The sequence below is a fragment of the Streptomyces sp. NPDC027663 genome (assembly GCF_055566415.1).
This window is the reverse complement of sequence record NZ_JBVHSK010000004.1, coordinates 348392-368180: the sequence shown is the minus strand read 5'-3', so window position 1 is coordinate 368180 and position 19789 is coordinate 348392. Positions and strand designations below refer to the sequence as shown.

Below are 19789 nucleotides of genomic sequence, written 5' to 3'. Positions count from 1 at the left end.
CGATGACCAACGACGAAAAGCTGCTCTCCTACCTCAAGCGGGTCTCCGCCGATCTGGCCCAGACCCGCCAGCGGCTGCGCGAGGTGGAGACCCAGGACCGGGAACCCATCGCCATCGTCGGGATGAGCTGCCGCTTCCCCGGCGGCGTGACCACCCCGGAGGAGTTCTGGCGGCTCGTCCACGACGGCACCGACGCCATCGGTGACTTCCCCGAGGACCGGGGCTGGGACGTCGACGGGCTGTACGACCCCGACCCGGACGCCACCGGCAGGACCTACCTGACGCGTGGCGGTTTCCTGGCCGACGCGGCCGGGTTCGAGCCGGACTTCTTCGGCATCAGCCCCCGCGAGGCGGTCGCGATGGACCCCCAGCAGCGGCTGCTGCTGGAGGTGTCGTGGGAGGCCCTGGAACGGGCCCGGATCGCCCCCGACTCGGCGCAAGGCGCCCGGATCGGGGTGTTCGCCGGCACCAACGGCCAGGACTACAAGGACCTGCTGGCACACACCCCGGACAGCGAGGCAGCCCTCGGCACCGGCGTCCTGGCCGCCGTGATCTCCGGCCGCATCTCCTACACCCTGGGCCTGGAGGGTCCGGCCGTCACCATCGACACCGCCTGCTCCTCGGCACTCGTCGCGGTGCACCTCGCCGTGCAGGCGCTGCGCAACAAGGAATGCACCCTCGCCCTCGCGGGCGGCGCGACCGTGATGTCCACGCCGGGCAACTTCATCGCCTTCTCCCGGCAGCGCGGCCTCGCCCTCGACGGGCGCTGCAAGTCCTTCGCGGACGCGGCGGACGGCACCGGCTGGAGCGAGGGCGCCGGCATGCTGGTGCTGGAACGGCTCGGCGACGCCCGGCGCAACGGACACGAGGTGCTCGCCGTCGTCCGCGGCTCCGCCGTCAACCAGGACGGTGCCTCCAACGGCCTGACCGCGCCGAACGGGCCCTCCCAGCAGCGCGTCATCCGCGCCGCGCTGGCCGGCGCACAGCTCTCCCCGGCCGACGTGGACCTGCTGGAGGCGCACGGCACCGGCACCACCCTGGGCGACCCGATCGAGGCCCAGGCACTGCTCGCCACCTACGGACAGGACCGGCCGGCCGACGCCCCGCTGTGGCTCGGGTCGGTGAAGTCCAACATCGGGCACACCCAGGCCGCGGCCGGTGTCGCCGGCATCATCAAGGCGGTCATGGCGATGCGGCACCGGGTCCTGCCCAAGTCGCTGTTCGCCGACGAGCCGTCCACCAAGGTCGACTGGGGCCAGGGCCAGGTCCGGCTGCTGACCGGCAACCGGCCCTGGACCGACCCCGGCCGTCCCCGCCGGGCCGCGGTCTCCTCCTTCGGCGCCAGCGGCACCAACGCGCACACCATCCTGGAGGAAGCCCCCGCCGAAGAACCGGCTGAAGCGGAAGCCGGGCCCCGTACGGCGCCGCCCCTGGTGCCGTGGGTGGTCTCCGGCCGTACCGAGCGCGCCCTGCGCGAGCAGGCCGCCCGCCTGGTGGCCGCCGCAGGCGAGCTGGACCCGGTGGACGTGGCGCACTCCCTGGCCGCCACCCGCACCGCCCACCAGTACCGGGCCGTGGTCCTCGGCACCGACCGGGACGCGCTCGTGACGGCCATGACCCGGGTCGCCGAAGGGGGCCGGGGTGCCGCCTCCGGCCGTGTCCGCAAGGGACAGACCGCCTTCCTGTTCACCGGACAGGGCGCACAGCGGGCCGGCATGGGCCGGGAACTGCACGCGCACTTCCCGGTGTTCGCCCGTGCCTTCGACGAGATCTGCGCGCTCTTCGGCGACGACGAGCTGCACGGCCTGGTGCTCGGCGACGACCCCGAGCCGCTGCACCGCACCGCCCGCACCCAGACCGCGCTGTTCGCCTTCGAGGTCGCGCTGTACCGGCTGGTGGAGTCCTGGGGCGTCACACCCGACTACCTGGCCGGGCACTCCATCGGCGAGATCGCCGCCGCCCATGTCGCGGGCGTCCTGGACCTGAAGGACGCGACCACGCTGGTGGCCGCCCGCGGCCGGCTCATGCAGGCGCTGCCCGAGGGCGGCGCGATGATCGCCGTACGCGCCACCGAGGACGAGGTCCGCCCGCTGCTCACCGAGCGGGTCTCCATCGCCGCCGTCAACGGCCCCGGCTCCGTGGTGATCTCGGGCGACGCCGCCGAGGCCGAGGCGGTGGCCGCCCGCTTCGACAAGAGCCGGCGCCTGAAGGTCTCGCACGCCTTCCACTCGCCGCTCATGGAACCGATGCTGGCCGGATTCCGGTCGGTCGTGCAGTCCCTGACCTTCCACCGGGCCACCGTCCCGGTCGTCTCCAACGTCACCGGCGCCCTCGCCACGCAGGACATCGCCACCCCCGACTACTGGGTACGGCACGTGCGCGAGGCGGTCCGCTTCCACGACGGCATACGCTCCCTCGCCGCCGAAGGTGTCACCCGCTTCCTCGAACTCGGTCCGGACGCCGTGCTCACGGCCATGGCCCGCGAGTGCCTGGCCGCAGAGGGCACCGGCACCGACGCCGTGCTGGCCGCCGCCAGCCGCCGCGAGCGCGACGAGACCGAGACCCTGCTCACCGCCCTGGCCCAGATGTACGCGGGCGGCGCCGCAGTGGACTGGACGGCGCTGTTCACCGGCGCCGGCACCGTCGACCTGCCGACCACCGCCTTCCAGCGCGACCGGTTCTGGCCCGAGACGACCGCACCGGTCGGCGACGTCGGGTCCGCCGGCCTCGACTCCGCCGACCACCCGCTGCTCGGCGCGGCCACCGTGCTGGCCGACTCCGACGGCGCCGTGCTCACCGGCCGGCTCTCGCTGCGCACCCACTCCTGGCTCGCGGACCACGTCGTCGGCGGCTCGGTCGTCGTCCCCGGCACCGCCATGGTCGAGCTGGCCGTCCGCGCCGGTGACCAGGTCGGCTGCGGGCACCTGGCGGAACTCGCCCTGGAAATACCGCTGGTGCTGCCCCCGGACGACGGCGTCCGCGTCCAGGTCGCCGTCGGGGCGCCCGACGCGGCCGGGGCCCGTACGGTGCACGTGTACGCCCGCACCGAGAGCCTGCCCGTCGACGAGCCGTGGACCCTGCACGCCTCCGGCCTCCTCGGCGCCGGCCCCGGCACCCCGGGCACCCGCCTCGACGTCTGGCCCCCCGAGGACGCCGAACCCCTCGACACCACCGGCCTGTACGAGCGGCACGCCGCCGCCGGACTGGAGTACGGGCCCGTCTTCCAGGCCCTGACCGCCGCCTGGCGGCGCGGCGACGAGGTGTTCGCCGACGTACGGCTGCCCGAGCGGCCCGCCGCCGACGCCCCCCGCTTCGGCCTGCACCCGGCCGCCTTCGACGCGGCCCTGCACTCCCTGGCCCTGCTCGGCGACGGATCCGCCGACGACACCGCCCGGCTGCCCTTCATGTTCGCGGGCGTCACCCTGCACGCCGTCGGCGCCTCCGTGCTGCGCGCCCGGCTGGTTCCCACCGGGCCGCACGCCTTCGCCGTCGACCTGGCCGACGCCACCGGCGCCCCCGTCGCCACGGTCACCTCGCTGGCCTCCCGTCCGCTCACCAACCTGCGCGCCGCGCGGGACACCGGCCCCGACCCCCTGTACGCGCTCGACTGGCAGCCGCTGCCCCTGGACGCCGACGCCCCCGCCACCGGCCACCGGGTGCTGCACAGCACGCCGGGGACGGAAGCCACCGCCGTACGAAAGGCACTGCACGCCGCGCTCACGGCCCTCCAGGACGACGACCCCCGCCCGCTGGTCGTCGTCACGCAGGGCGCGGTGAGCGTCGCGGGGGAGGACGTCTGCGACCTCGCGGGCGCCGCCGTATGGGGCCTGGTGCGGTCCGCGCAGTCAGAGAACCCGCACCGGTTCCTGCTGCTCGACCTCGAACCGGGCGCGGACGCGACCGACGTCCTGCCGGCCGTGCTCGCCTCCGGCGAACCGCAGCTCGCACTGCGCTCCGGCACCGCCCGCGCGGCCCGGCTGGTGCACGCCGGACCACCCGCCGAGTTCACCGAGCCGCAACTCGACCCCGAGGGCACCGTCCTGCTGACCGGGGCCACCGGCGGCCTCGGCCCGGTGCTCGCCCGCCACCTGGTCACCGCCTACGGCGTCCGGCACCTCGCGCTGCTCAGCCGGTCGGGCAGGGCCGACGACCTGATCGCCGAACTCGCCGGGCTCGGCGCGACCGCGACCGCCCACGCCTGCGACGTCGCCGACCGGGACGCTCTCGCCGCCGTCCTGGCCGGCATCCCCGCCGAGCACCCGCTCACCGCGGTCGTGCACGCCGCCGGTGTCCTGGACGACGGCGTGGTCTCCTCGCTCACCCCCGAGCGGATCGACGCGGTCCTCGCCCCGAAGGCGCTCGGCGCCCTCCACCTCCACGAGCTGACCGCCGGCCTCTCGGCGTTCGTGCTGTTCTCGTCCGTCGCAGGCACCGTCGGCGCCCCGGGCCAGGGCAACTACGCCGCGGCCAACGCCTTCCTGGACGCCCTCGCCGCCCACCGCCACGCCCAGGGCGCCCCTGCGCTGTCGCTGGCTTGGGGGCCGTGGGCTCCGTCCGGCGGCATGACCAGCTCCCTGGACGAGGCCGACCACGCCCGCATGGCGCGCGGAGGCATGACCGCCCTGTCCACCGAGGACGGCACCGCGCTGTTCGACCGGGCGGTGCGGTCCGGACGGCCCGCCCTGGCACCGGTGCGGCTCAGCCTGCCCGCGCTGCGCGCCCAGGGCACCGGCCTCGCGCCCGTCTTCCGCGCCCTGGCCGGCCGCCCGGTACGCCGGGACGCCGCCGCCGAGGGCGCCGGTCTCACCTTCGCCGAGCGCATGGGCGCACTCGGGGACGAGGAACGCGCGGAGGCGCTGCTCCACACGGTCCGCGCCCACGTCGCCGCCGTCCTCGGGCATGCGAACCCGGGCAGCGTCGAGACCGACCGGGCCTTCAAGGACCTCGGCTTCGACTCGCTGGCCGCCATCGAGCTGCGCAACTCCCTCTCCGCCGAGCTGGACCAGCGGCTGGCCGCCACCCTCGTCTTCGACCACCCGTCGCCCGAAGCACTCGCCGCCCACCTCGGCACCCTGGTCGGCGGCGCCCGCACCGCGGCCCGCCGGGGCAGCCGGCACAGCGGCAGGGCACACGCGGACGAACCGCTGGCGATCGTGGGTCTGGCGTGCCGCTACCCGGGCGGCGTCCGCACGCCCGAGGACCTGTGGCGGCTCGTCGCCGACGGCACCGACGCCATCACCCCCTTCCCCGCGAACCGGGGCTGGGACGTGGACCGTATCGTCGACCCCACCCGGCAGCGCCCCGACACCTCCTACGTCGGCGAGGGCGGATTCCTGCACGGCGCGGGCGAGTTCGACGCCGCGTTCTTCGGTATCAGCCCCAAGGAAGCCCTCGTCATGGACCCGCAGCAGCGGCTGCTCCTGGAGGCCTCCTGGGAAGCGCTGGAGAGCGCGGGCATCGACCCGCACACCCTCAAGGGCAGCCGAACCGGGGTGTTCGCCGGTGTCCAGTACCACGACTACTTCGGCAGCTTCGGCTCCGGCAGCATCATCTCCGGCCGTATCGCCTACACCCTGGGCCTGGAAGGGCCCTCGCTGTCCGTCGACACCGCCTGCTCCTCCTCGCTGGTGGCGCTGCACCTGGCCGCCCAGTCGCTGAGGCAGGGCGAGTCCGGCCTCGCCCTGGTCGGCGGCGTCGCCGTCATGGCCACCCCGGAGACGTTCATCGAGTTCAGCAGGCAGGGCGCGCTCGCTCCCGACGCCCGCACCCGCGCCTTCGCCGACGCGGCCGGCGGCACCGTGTGGGGCGAGGGCGTGGGCGTCCTGGTCGTGGAACGGCTCTCCGACGCCCGCCGCAACGGCCACCCGATCCTGGCCGTCGTCCGCGGCACCGCCGTGAACCAGGACGGCGCCTCCAACGGGCTCACCGCCCCCAACGGCCCCTCCCAGGAACGCGTCATCCTCGAAGCCCTGGAGAACGCCCGCCTCACCACCGCCGACGTGGACGCGGTGGAGGCACACGGCACCGGTACGACGCTGGGCGACCCGATCGAGGCGCAGGCACTGCTGGCCACCTACGGCCAGGACCGCGAGGAGCCGCTGTGGCTCGGGTCCGTCAAGTCCAACATCGGGCACACGCAGGCCGCCGCCGGGGTCGCCGGCGTCATCAAGATGGTGATGGCGATGCGCCACGGGGTCCTGCCGCAGACCCTGCACGTCGACGCGCCGTCCACCAAGGTCGACTGGGACGCCGGGAAGGTACGGCTGCTGACCGAGCAGCGGGACTGGCCACAGCAGGGCCGTCCGCGCCGGGCCGGTGTGTCCTCCTTCGGCATCTCCGGCACCAACGCCCACGTCATCCTCGAACAGGCCCCACCCGCACCCGCCGAGCCGGAACCCGCCGGACCTCAGGGCCTCGCCGTCCCCTGGCTGCTCACCGCCAGGACGCCCGCCGCACTCGCCGGGCAGGCCGCCGCGCTCCTCGGCCACCTCGACACGCACCCCGGACTCGACCCGTCCGACATCGGCTGGTCGCTCGCCACCACCCGGGCCCGCTTCGCCCACCGGGCCTCGATCACCGGAGCCGGCCCGGCCGAACTACGGGACGCCCTGGCCGCGCTGGCCGACGGCACCACCGCCCGCAACCTCGCCGAGGGCACCGCGGCCGGCCGCGCCCGGCCCGTGTTCGTCTTCCCCGGCCAGGGCTCCCAGTGGTCCGGCATGGCCACCGAACTCCTCACCGAGTCCCCGGTGTTCGCCGCCCGCATGGCCGAGTGCGCCGCAGCGCTCGCGCCGTACACGGACTGGGACTTCCCCACCGAGCTGCGCGGGGACCCGGACCGCGTGGACGTCGTCCAGCCGCTGCTGTGGGCCGTCATGGTGTCCCTGGCGCACACCTGGAGCGCGTACGGCGTCGCCCCTGCGGCCGTCATCGGCCACTCCCAGGGTGAGATCGCCGCGGCCTGCGCGGTCGGCGCCCTGTCGCTGGAGGACGGGGCCCGCGTCGTCGCCCTGCGCTCCCAGGCCATCGCCGAACTGCTGTCCGGCTCCGGCGGCATGATGTCCGTCGGCGAGGGCGCCGACGCGGTCCGTACCCGGCTCGCGTCCTGGGACGGCCGGCTGTCGGTCGCCGCCGTCAACGGCGCCGCCTCCACGGTGGTGTCCGGCGACCCCGACGCCCTGGACGAACTCTTGGCGCAGCTCCGCAAGGAGAAGGTCCGCGCCAAGCGCCTGCCCGTGGACTACGCCTCCCACAGCGCCCACGTCGAGACCCTGCGCGAACGTCTGGCGGACGTCCTCGACGGCATCGAGCCGCGCAGCACCCAGGTGCCGTTCTACTCGACGGTCACCGGCGGCCCGGTCGACACCGCGGAACTCGGCGCCGGCTACTGGTACACCAACCTGCGCGGAACCGTGCTGTTCGAGCAGGCGGTGCGCGCCGCCGTCGCCGACGGACACCACCTCTTCATCGAGTCCAGCCCGCACCCGGTGCTGACCGTCGGCATCCAGGAGACCGACGACGCCGTGGCCGCCGTCGGTTCCCTGCGCCGCGACGAGGGCGGCCGGGACCGGCTGCTGACCTCCCTGGGCGAGGCCTTCACCCAGGGCGCCACGGTCGACTGGACCGCCGTCGCCGAGGGCCGCCGGCCACGCCGCGTCCCGCTGCCCGGCTACGCCTTCCAGCGCGAGTGGTACTGGCTCGACAGCACCGCGAGCGGCGCCGACGTCACCTCCGCCGGCCTCGCCCCCACCGACCACGCCCTGCTCGGCGCCGCGATGGTACGGGCCGACAGCGAGGGCGCCGTCCTCACCGGCCGCCTCTCCCCGGGCACCCAGCCGTGGCTGGAGGACCACCGGGTCGGCGGCCGGCTGCTCTTCCCCGGCACCGGGCACCTGGAACTCGCCCTGCGCGCCGGCGACCAGGTCGGCTGCGGCGACATCGCCGAACTCACCCTGCACGCACCGCTGGTCCTGCCCGATCACGGCGCCGTCCAGCTCCAGGCCGTCGTCGGCGCGCCCGAGGGCGACACCCGCCCGGTCACCCTCTGGTCGCGCCCGGAGAGCGCCGACGAGGACCTGCCCTGGACCCGGCACGCCGACGGACTGCTCGCCCCGACCGGCACCCTCCCGGTCACCGCCGACCCGATCACCGCATGGCCCCCGCAGGGCGCCGAACCCGTAACCCTCGACGGCCTGTACGACGAACTCGCCGCCCTCGGCCTCGCCTACGGCCCCCTGTTCCAGGGCCTGCGCGCCGCCTGGCGCACCGCGGACGCCCTGTACGCGGAGGTCGCCACCGACGCCGTACCCGACGGCTTCGGGCTGCACCCGGCCCTGTCGGACGCCGCCCTGCACACCGTCGGTCTCACCGACGCCGCGGGCGACGAGGCCCTGCTGCCGTTCGCCTGGTCCGGGGTACGGCTGCACGCCACCGGCGCGACCGCGCTGCGTGTCCGCGTCCGGCCCACCGGCGAGGGCACCGTCTCGCTCACGCTCGCCGACCCCACGGGCGCGCCCGTCGCAACCGTCGAGTCGCTGACGCTGCGGCCCCTGAGGACCGAGTCGCTGGAAGCCGCGGCACGTTCGGCCCGCGCGGGCGCGCTGTACCGCGTCGACTGGGTGCCGGCACCTGCCGCCACGGCTGCCGCCGGGGCGTTGGACGTCGTGCTTGCCCCGGCCGGGGTGAACGCCGCCGAGACGCGGGCGGCTGTCGACACGGTCCTGCACGAGCTGCGCACCCGGCTCGCCGACGACGACGTCACCCTCGTCGTCGTCACCGGCACCGATCCGGCCGGCGCCGCGGTCGGCGGCCTGGTTCGCTCGGCCCAGTCCGAGAATCCCGGCCGCATCGTCCTCGTCGAGGCCGAAGCCGCGGAGGTGCCCGAAGCCGAGCGGCTCGCCGAGGCGGTCGCCACCAGGGAGCCGCATCTGGCCCTGCGGGACGGCTCCTGGCTGGTGCCGCGACTGGCCCGGGTGCCCAACGGCGACCCGGACCCGGCTCCCGTCGCTGCTGCGCCGGGCACGGCCCGCGTCGCCGCTGCATCGGGCACAGCCCTCGACGTCGGCGACCCGGCCCCCGGCACCGGCGACGCGAGCACGGGAGCCGCCGGGCGGGCTTCCGCTCCGGGCACCGGCGACGCGGGCAGTGGAGCCGACGACTCGGCTTCCGCCTCAGGCGCCGGAGCCCCGAGCGCCGGAGCCGACGAGCCGGCTTCCGCCCCAGGCGCCGGCGACCCGAGCATCGCAGCCGACGACCCGACCCCCGCCCCCGGTGCCGGCGGTCTGGGCACCGGGACGGTCCTGCTCACCGGGGCCACCGGCGCCCTCGGCCGGATCCTCGGCCGGCATCTCGTCGCCGAGCGGAATGTCCGGCATCTGGTGCTGCTCAGCCGGAGCGGTGCCACCGACGACCTCGTCGCCGAGCTCACCGGGCTGGGCGCCGAGGTGACGAGCGTCGCCTGCGACGTGGCCGACCGGGCCGCGCTCGCCGCCGTGCTGGACGCCGTACCCGCCGACCGGCCGCTGTCCGCCGTGATCCACGCGGCAGGCGTCCTCGCCGACGGCGTGCTCGCCTCGCTGACCCCGGAGCACATCGACGCGGTGTTCCGGCCGAAGGCCGACGCCGCCTGGCACCTGCACGAACTCACCGCCGGCCTGGACCTGTCGGCATTCGTGCTGTTCTCCTCGTCCGCAGCCACGCTCGGCTCGCCGGGCCAGGCCAACTACGCAGCCGCCAACGCCTACCTGGACGCGCTCGCCGTGCACCGCCGGGCCCTCGGGCTGCCCGCGCACTCCCTCGCCTGGGGCCTGTGGGCGCAGGCCGGCGGCATGACCGGCACGCTCGACGCGGCGGACCTCACGCGCATCGCCCGCGGTGGTGTCGCCCCCCTGGAGACCACGGAGGGCGTCGCCCTCTTCGACGCCGCCCTGCGCGGCGACGACCCCGCCGTGCTGCCGGTCAGGCTCGACCTGGCCGCCCTGCGCGCCCAGGGCGAGGGCCTGGCCCCGCTGTTCCGCACCCTCGTACCCGTGCGCCGGGCCGGTGCGGCCACCGGGCAGAGCACGGCCGGCGGCGCCGAAGCCCTGCGGGGGCGCCTGGCCGGGCTGCTGGAGGGTGAGCGCGAACCGTTCCTCTCCGAACTCGTGCAAAGCCATGTCGCGGCCGTCCTCGGCTACCGCTCCGCCCAGGACGTCGGCCGCACCCTGGCCTTCCGGGAACTCGGCTTCGACTCCCTGGCGGCCGTGGAACTGCGCAACCGGCTCAACGCGGCCACCGGCCTCCGCCTGCCCGCCACCCTGGTGTTCGACCACCCGACCCCGGCGGAACTGGCGGCGTACCTGCTCGGCGAACTCACCGGCACGCTCGCCGAGCCCACCGCCCGCCCCGCGCCCCGCGACGCCGCCACCGACGAACCGATCGCCGTCGTCGGCATGGCCTGCCGCTTCCCCGGCGGCATCGGCTCGCCGGAGGACCTGTGGCGGATGGTGGCCGAAGGCCGCGACGCCGTCGGCGAGTTCCCCGCGGACCGCGGCTGGGACGTCGACAACCTGTACGACCCGACGCTGGACCGTCCGGGCACCAGCTACACCCGGCACGGCTCCTTCCTGTACGACGCCGCCGACTTCGACCCGGCGTTCTTCGCCATGGACGACGAGGAAGCCCTGGTCACCGACCCCCAGCAGCGGCTGCTGCTGGAGACCTCCTGGGAGGCGCTGGAGCGCGCCTCCATCGACCCGGCAAGCCTGCGCGGCTCCGACACCGGCGTGTTCGCGGGCGTGATGTACCACGACTACTTCGGCAGCTTCGGCTCCGGCAGTGTGGTCTCCGGCCGCGTCGCCTACACCCTGGGCCTGGAGGGGCCCACCCTCTCCGTCGACACGGCCTGCTCCTCGTCGCTGGTCGCCCTGCACCTGGCCGCCCAGTCGCTGCGGCAGGGCGACTGCTCGCTGGCGCTGGCCGGCGGCGTGACCGTCATGGCCACCCCGGGCACGTTCGTGGAGTTCAGCCGGCACCGCGGCCTGTCCCGGGACGGCCGCTGCAAGCCCTTCGCGGACGCCGCCGACGGCACCGGCTTCGGCGAGGGAGCCGGCGTCCTGCTGCTGGAGCGGCTCTCGGACGCCCGCCGCAACGGCCGCAGGATCCTCGCCGTGCTGCGCGGCACCGCCGTCAACCAGGACGGCGCCTCCAACGGCATCAGCGCCCCCAACGGCCCCGCCCAGCAGCGTGTCATCCGGCGCGCCCTGCAGGTGGCCGGCGTCCGTCCCGGCGAGGTCGACGTGGTCGAGGCCCACGGCACCGGCACCACCCTCGGCGACCCCATCGAGGCCCAGGCGCTGATCGCCACCTACGGCGCCGAGCACAGCACGGACAGTCCGCTGTGGCTCGGCTCGGTCAAGTCCAACCTGGGCCACACCCAGGCCGCCGCCGGTGTCGCCGGTGTGATCAAGATGGTCGAGGCCATCCGCAACCAGACGCTGCCCGCCAGCCTCGGAATCGACCGGCCCTCGCGGCACGTGGAGTGGGAGGGCGCGGGCGTCCGCCTGCTCACCGAGTCCCGTCCCTGGCCCGACCCGGGCCGCCCGCGCCGCGCCGGCATCTCCTCCTTCGGCATCTCCGGCACCAACGCCCATGTGATCATCGAGGCCGCGCCCGCCGAAGAGCCGGGCGGGTCGCCCGCAGACCCGTCGGGCCGGCCCGCAGACCAGGCGGGTCAGCCCGCAGACCGGTCGGGCCAGTCTGCAGACGCGGCGGGTCAGCCCGCAGACCGGTCGGGCCAGTCTGCAGACCCGTCGGGCAGGCCCGCAGACCCGTCGGGTCAGCCTGCAGACGCGGCGGGGCAGCCCGCGGACCAGGCCGCCGGCACCGTGCCGTGGCTGCTGTCCGGGCACACCCCGGACGCCCTGCGCGCCCAGGCGGCCCGGCTGCTGGAGCATCTGTCCACCGCCCCCGACACCGACCCGCACCACCTGGCCGGCGCGCTCGCCCACACCCGTGCCCGACTCGGCCACCGTGCCGCCGTCCTCGGCCGCACCCGGGACGAACTGACCGCTGGCGTCCGGGCCGTCGCCGAGGGCCGTACGCCCCCGTCCGGGGTCCTCGGCACCGCCTCCGACGGCCGGCTCGCCTTCCTCTTCTCCGGCCAGGGCTCGCAGTTGCCGGGCATGGGCACCCGCCTCGCGGCGGCCTTCCCCGCCTTCGCCGCCGCCTTCGACGAGGTACGGGCCCACCTGGACCCGCTGCTGGACCGGCCGCTCGCCGACGTGCTGGACTCCGCCGAACTGCTGGAGCGCACCGAGTACACCCAGCCCGCCCTCTTCGCCGTTGAAGTGGCCCTGTACCGGCTGCTGGAGTCGTTCGACGTCCGGCCCGACCTGCTCGCCGGGCATTCCGTCGGCGAGTTCGCCGCCGCCCATGCCGCGGGCGTCCTCGGCCTCCGGGACGCCTGCACCCTCGTCGCCGCCCGGGGACGCCTCATGCAGGCCCTCCCCGAGGGCGGTGCGATGATCGCCGTACGGGCCGGCGAGGAGGAGGTCGCGCCGCTGCTGGGCGACGGCGTGGGCATCGCCGCCGTCAACGGGCCCGCGTCCGTGGTCGTCTCCGGCCCCGCCGGACCGGCCCGCGCCCTCGCCGCCCGCTTCGAGCGCACCAGGGAGCTGGCCGTCAGCCACGCCTTCCACTCGGCCCTGATGGAGCCGATGCTGGAGGAGTTCCGCGAGATCGCCGCGTCCCTGTCGTACGGCCCGCTGCGCATCCCGCTGGTCTCCACCCTCACCGGCGAACCCGCCGCCTCCGACGAGCTGTCCACGCCCGGCTACTGGGTGCGGCACGCCCGCGAGGCCGTACGCTTCGCCAACGCCGTCACCGCCCTGCACGGGGCCGGCGTCCGGCACTTCGCGGAGGTCGGCCCCGGCAGCGCACTGACCGCGGCCGCGGGCGAGTGCCTGCCCGACGGTACGGCCGTCGTGCCGCTGCTGCGCAAGGACCGCGTGGAGACCGAGGCCCTGCTCACCGGGCTCGCCGCGCTGCACGTGCACGGCAGCGCCGTCGACTGGGCGGCCCTGCTGCCCCACCGTGACGGCTCGGACCTGCCGACCTACGCCTTCCGGCGCAGCCGCTACTGGATGACCGGCGACCTCGGCCTGCCGCGTCCGGCCGCCGACCACCCGCTGCTCGGCACCGCCGTCGAACTCGCCGGCACCGACGGCACCCTGTACACGGGCCGGCTGTCCCTCGCCGACCATCCCTGGCTGGCGGACCACGCCGTCGGGGGAGTGCCGCTGCTGCCGGGCACCGCCTTCGCCGAGATGGCTCTCGCCGCCGGGGCCCGCGTCGAATGCGGCGCGGTGGACGACCTGACCGTCACCGAACCACTGGTGCTGCCCATGGACGGCGCCGTACGCCTCCAGTGCACGGTCGGCGAGCCGGACGCGACCGGTGCCCGCGCCTTCCGCGTGTACGCCGCCGCGGCCGACGGCGATCCGTGGACCACCCACGCCACCGGCACGCTGCGGTCCGCCGGGGCGGACCCGGTGCACGACCTCACCGCCTGGCCGCCGCCGGGCGCCGAACCCGTCGACCTGGACGGCGTCTACGACCGGCTGGCGGACCTGGGCGCCGAATACGGGCCCGGCTTCCAGGGCCTGCAGGCGGCCTGGCGGCGCGGGGACGAGGCGTACGCCGAGGTCGCCGTCCCCGTCGGCACCGCCGCGTACGGACTGCACCCGGCGCTGTTCGACTCCGCCCTGCACACCATCGGGCTGCGCGCCGGAGCCGGGGAACGCATGACGCTGCCCTTCGCCTGGAACGGCGTCGAGCTGTACGCCCGGGGCGCGACCGCCCTGCGGGTGCGGATCGCCCCGGCCGGCACCGGCGCGGTGCGCATCGAGGCCGCCGACGAGACCGGCCGGCCGGTGGTGCGGGTGGCCTCCCTGTCGCTGCGCGAGGTGGACCCGGAGCGGATCGCCGCTGCCGCCGCGGGCGGACACGACGACCTGTTCGCCCTCGACTGGGTGCCTGTCCCCGTGCCCGCGGCCCCGCAGGCCGGACGCTGGACCGTACTCGGCCCCGGCCGACGGGAACTGGCCGGCGCCCTGGCCGGTGAGGTCGCCGAGGTCTCCGTCGCCGCCGGCCTGGCCGAGGCCGCCGCACAGGCACCCGACACCCTCGTCGTCGTCCACACCGGGGGCGACGGACCGGACGCGGTCCGGGCCGGTGCCGGCCGGCTGCTCGCCCAGGTGCAGGAGTGGCTCGCCGACGCCCGCTTCGCCGACACCACGCTGGTCGTGGCGACACGCCGGGCCGCCGGCCCAGGGGACGTCACCGATCCCGGCGCCGCCGCCGCATGGGGCCTCATCCGATCCGCCCAGTCCGAGCACCCCGACCGCCTGGTACTCGCCGACCTGGACGACACCGACGCCTCCCGCCGCCTGCTGCCCTCGGCGACCGCCACCGGTGAACCCCAACTGGCCCTGCGCGACGGCGGAGCGAGCGTCCCCCGCCTGGCGCGCGCGCCACGACTGGCCGAACCCGTCCCGGCCGACTGGTCCGGCGGGGTCCTCGTCACCGGCGGCACCGGCGCCCTGGGCCGGCTGGTCGCCCGGCACCTGGTCACCGCGCACGGCGCCGAACGGCTGGTGCTGCTCAGCCGCAGCGGGCCCGACGCACCCGGCGCGGCCGGGCTGACCGGAGAACTGAGCGCGCTCGGCGCACAGGTGACCGTCGTCGCCTGCGACGCCGCCGACCGCGCCGCCCTCGCCCGGGTCCTGGACGAACACCCGGTCTCCGCGGTCGTGCACACCGCCGGCGTCCTCGCCGACGCCGTCCTGACGACGCTCACGTCCGAGCTGCTGGACGCGGTGCTGCGACCGAAGCTGGACGCCGCCTGGAACCTGCACGAACTGACCCGGGAACGGCCGCTGAAGGCGTTCGTGCTGTTCTCCTCCGCGGCCGGCCTGCTCGGCAGCCCCGGCCAGTCCGGGTACGCCGCGGGCAACACCTTCCTCGACGCCCTCGCCGGCCACCGCCGCTCGCTCGGTCTGCCCGCGGTCTCGCTCGCCTGGGGCGCCTGGGCGGGCAGCGGAGGCATGGCCGACCGGCTCGGCGACGGCGACGCCCGCCGCATCGCCTCCGGCGGTGTGCCCGCCCTCGACGCGGAGGCGGGGCTCGCCCTGTTCGACACGGCGGTGGGCCGCGCCGAACCGGTTCTGCTGCCGGCCCGCCTCGACCTCGCCCCCCGCGAGGCGGCCCGCATCGCCCCGCCGCTGCGCTCCCTGGTACGGGCACCGCGCCGGACCGGGCCCGCGGCGCCGGCCACCTCGTCGGCGCTGCGCCGCGAACTGGCCGCGCTCACACCCGAAGAGCGGTCCGAACGGCTGCTGCGGCTGGTGCGGGACGAGGCCGCGGCGGTGCTCGGCATCGAGGAGTTCGACGCCGGCCTGCCCTTCAAGGACCTCGGCTTCGACTCGCTGACCGCCGTCGAGTTCCGCAACCGGCTCAACGAGGCCACCGGCCTGCGGCTGACCGCCACGCTGGTCTTCGACCACCCCAGCCCGGCCGCGCTCACCGCCCACCTCGCCGCCGAGCTGGCCCCCCGCACCGCCGACGGCCCGCGCGACGAGGAGGACACCGTGCGGGCGGCGCTCGCCGCCATCCCGGTGGGACGGCTCCGGGAGGCCGGCCTGCTGGACAGCCTGCTGGAACTCGCCGGACTGCGACCGGCGCCGGAGCCCGCGGCAGCCGGCGGGCCCGGCCGCGCATCGATCGACGCGATGGACGCGGAGAGCCTGATCAGCATGGCGCTCGACGATCTCGTCGGGGACGACGACGCCGTGTGACGACGACGCCCTGTGACGGCGGCGACGCCCCGTGACGACGCCTGCGACCCTGCGACAAGGAAGAGGACCATGGCCGAGGCCGAGAAGCCGGACACCAGGATGGTCGAGGCACTGCGCGCCTCGCTGAAGGAGACCGAGCGGCTGCGGGAACGCAACCGCGCACTGACCGCGGCGGCCCGGGAACCGGTCGCGATCGTCGGCATGGCCTGCCGCTACCCGGGCGGCGTCCGGTCCCCCGAGGACCTGTGGCGCCTGGTCGCGGACGGCGGCGAGGGCATCACCCCGTTCCCCGAGGACCGCGGCTGGGACCCCGGCCTGTACGACCCGACACCGGGCGTGCCCGGCCGCTCCTACACCCGCGAGGGCGGATTCCTGCACGACGCGGGCGACTTCGACGCCGCCTTCTTCGGCATCGCCCCGAACGAGGCCCTCGTCATGGACCCGCAGCAGCGGCTGCTGCTGGAGGGCACCTGGGAGGCGCTGGAGAACGCGGGCATCGACCCGGTGACACTGCGCGGCAGCCGCACCGGCGTGTTCGCGGGCCTCATGTACCACGACTACTTCGGCAGCTTCGGCTCCGGCAGCATCGTCTCCGGCCGCATCGCCTACACCCTCGGCCTGGAAGGCCCCACGCTCACCGTCGACACGGCCTGCTCCTCGTCGCTGGTGGCGCTGCACCTGGCCGCCCAGTCGCTCCGGCAGGGCGAATGCACCCTGGCGCTGGCCGGGGGAGTGACCGTGATGGCCTCGCCGGGCACGTACGTGGAGTTCAGCCGGCAGGGCGCCCTCTCCGCGGACGGGCGCTGCCGCTCCTTCGCCGACGACGCCTCCGGCACCGGGTTCTCCGAGGGGCTGGGCGTCCTGGTGCTGGAGCGGCTGAGCGACGCCCGGCGCAACGGCCACGAGGTGCTGGCCGTCGTCCGCGGCTCCGCCGTCAACCAGGACGGCGCCTCCAACGGACTCACGGCGCCGAACGGTCCGTCGCAGCAGCGGGTGATCCGGCAGGCACTGGCGGCGGCCCGGCTGTCGGCCGCCGATGTGGACGTGGTGGAGGCGCACGGCACCGGCACGACACTGGGCGACCCGATCGAGGCGCAGGCGCTGCTGGCCACCTACGGCCAGGACCGGCCCGCGGACGCCCCGTTGTGGCTGGGCTCGGTCAAGTCCAACATCGGGCACACGCAGGCCGCCGCCGGTGTCGCGGGCGTCATCAAGATGGTCATGGCGATGCGCAACGGCGTGCTGCCCAGGACCCTGCACGCGGACCAGCCGTCCACGAAGGTCGACTGGGACACGGGACGGGTACGCCTGCTGACCGGACAGCGGCAGTGGCCCCGGACGGACCGTCCGCGCCGGGCGGGCATCTCCTCCTTCGGGATCAGCGGCACCAACGCCCACACCGTCATCGAGGAGGCGGTCCCGGAGGACCGGACGGACACCGAGCCGGACGCCCCGGCCGTCGTATGGCCCCTGTCCGCCCGTTCCGCCGCGGACCTCCCCGCACAGGCCGAGCGTCTGCACGCCTTCCTGGAGCGGCGGCCCGAGCTGCACCCGGCCGCCGTCGCCCGCGCCCTGGGCACCCGGCGCACCACCTTCGACCACCGAGCGGCCGTCACCGGCACCGACCGGGACCAGCTCCTGTCCGGCCTGCGTTCCCTCGCCGCCGGTGCGCCCGCCCCGACGGCCGCGACCGGCACGGCGCGGCCGGGGACCCGCACGGCGTTCCTGTTCACCGGGCAGGGCGCCCAGCGCCTCGGCATGGGCCTCGAACTGCGCGCCCGCTACCCGGTGTTCGCCGACGCCTTCGACGCCGTCGACGCCCGGCTCGGCCTCGACCTCGCCGGGCTGCCGGCGGGCGCCGACGCCGGCGCCGTCCACCGCACGCAGTACGCGCAGACGGCGCTGTTCGCCTTCGAGGTGGCCCTGTTCCGGCTGCTGGAGTCCTTCGGCGTGCGGCCCGACCTCCTGGCCGGGCACTCCGTCGGGGAACTCGCCGCCGCCCATGTGGCGGGTGTCCTCGACCTGGACGACGCCTGCACCCTGGTCGCCGCCCGCGGCCGGCTCATGCAGGCACTGCCGGAAGGCGGCGCGATGATCGCCGTCCAGGCCACCGAGGACGAGATACGGCCGCTGCTCAACGACCGCGTGGGGCTCGCCGCGGTCAACGGTCCGGCCTCCGTGGTTCTTTCGGGCGAGGAGAACGCGGTGCTCGCCGCCGCCGAAGGCTTCGCGAAGACCAAGCGCCTCGCCGTCTCACACGCCTTCCACTCGCCCCTCATGGACGGCATGCTTGACGAATTCCGTTCCGTGGCCGAGACGTTGGCCTACCGACGGCCGGACGTTCCGTTGGTGTCGACTCTCACCGGCCGGCTCGCCGACGGCGAGCAGCTGTGCGACCCCGGGTACTGGGTGCGGCACGTACGGCAGACGGTCCGGTTCGCCGACGCCGTGAAGTCCCTCACCGCCGCGGGAGTCGGCCGCTTCGTGGAACTCGGACCCGACGCCGTGCTGACCGGCCTCGCCCGCGAGTGCGCGCAGGACGAAGGTGCCGTCTTCGTCGCCCTCGGCAGGCGCCACGGAAGCGAGCCCGCGGCCCTCATGGCCGGCCTGGCCCGACTCCACACCGACGGCCTCACCCCCGACTGGACGGCGCTGTTCCCCGGCACGGCACGCGCCGGTCTGCCCACCTACGCCTTCCGGCACGAGCGGTACTGGCTCGACGCGGACGTGGCTCTCAGCGCCGGCCCGCTCGCCGGACCGGCTCCCGGCGCGGCCGCCGACACGGCGGAGCCGTTGCGGCACCGGCTGGCCGGTATCCCGGCGGCCGAGCAGGAGACGCTGCTCACCGAGACGGTCCGGGCCCAGACCGCCGCGATCCTCGGCCACGCGGGCCCGGAGGCGGTCCGGCCCGATGCCGTCTTCCTGGAGATCGGCATGGACTCCGTCTCCGCGGCCGAACTCCGCAACGCCCTCGGGACCGCCCTGGGCATCACCGTGCCCGCCGGTTCCGTCTTCGACCACCGCACCCCGGCCGCACTCGCCGCCGCTCTGCGCGGGCACCTGGCCACCGGCGGACCGGAACCGGACGACGGCGCCGGTGACCTCGAAACGGTCAGCGGCCTGGTGCGGCGCGCGGCGGCCGGCGGGCGGATGCCGCAGGCCATCGAACTGCTGCGGAACGTCGCCGAGATCCTCCCCGGCTTCTCCACCCTGACCGAACTCGGTGCCGTCACCGACCCGGTGCGGCTGGCCGGCGGCGACAGCGCCCCGCGGCTCGTCTGCCTGCCCTCACCGATGGCCCTCGGCGGCGCCCACCAGTACGCGCGTTTCGCCCGGCACTTCCACGGCCGCCGTGACGTCCTGGTGCCCACCGTCCCGGGCTTCGCACCCGGCGAGGCGCTGCCGCGGTCGGTGGACGCGGTGGTCGAGGTGGTCGTCGAGGGCATCCGCCGGGCCTGCCCCGACGAGCGGCCGTACGTGCTCGTCGGCTACTCCTCCGGCGGCCAGTTCGCCCACGCGGCGGCCGAGTTCATGGAACGGGCCGGACGCCCGGCCTCCGGCGTGGTGCTGCTCGACACCTATCTGCCCGGGGACGACGGCAAGGACGAGCTGTGGCGGCAGATGTTCGACGGCATGCTGGACCGCGAGTCCTCCCTCGGCGGCTTCGGCACCGCCCGGCTCGCCGCGATGAGCCGCTACAGCGACCTCATCCAGCACTGCGTTCCGGGCGCCCTGGCGGCGCCGGTGCTCTTCGTGCGGCCCGAGGAATCCTTCGCGACCGGTACCGGTGCCGGCGACTGGCGGGCGACCTGGCCCGCGGAGCACCGGCCGGCCGACGTCCCCGGCACGCACTTCACGATTCTGGAGGATTTCGCCGGGTCCACCGCCGAGGCGGTCGAGAAGTGGCTGACCAGCACGGTGACCGGCTGACCCGAACCCACCGGAAAACACCCGCC

General features: G+C 75.6%; 2 protein-coding genes. Both read left to right on the top strand.

Features of this window, described 5'->3' with window-relative positions:
- The first annotated feature begins 2 nt into the window (after positions 1-2).
- Positions 3-15833, top strand: coding sequence for an SDR family NAD(P)-dependent oxidoreductase (locus ACZ4SF_RS14645; protein ID WP_468383267.1), 15831 nt, complete (start codon positions 3-5; stop codon positions 15831-15833).
- 12 nt (positions 15834-15845) lie between these two features.
- Complete coding sequence (locus ACZ4SF_RS14640) at positions 15846-19763, top strand: type I polyketide synthase (protein WP_468383263.1); 3918 nt, start codon at positions 15846-15848, stop codon at positions 19761-19763.
- Positions 19764-19789: the final 26 nt, after the last annotated feature.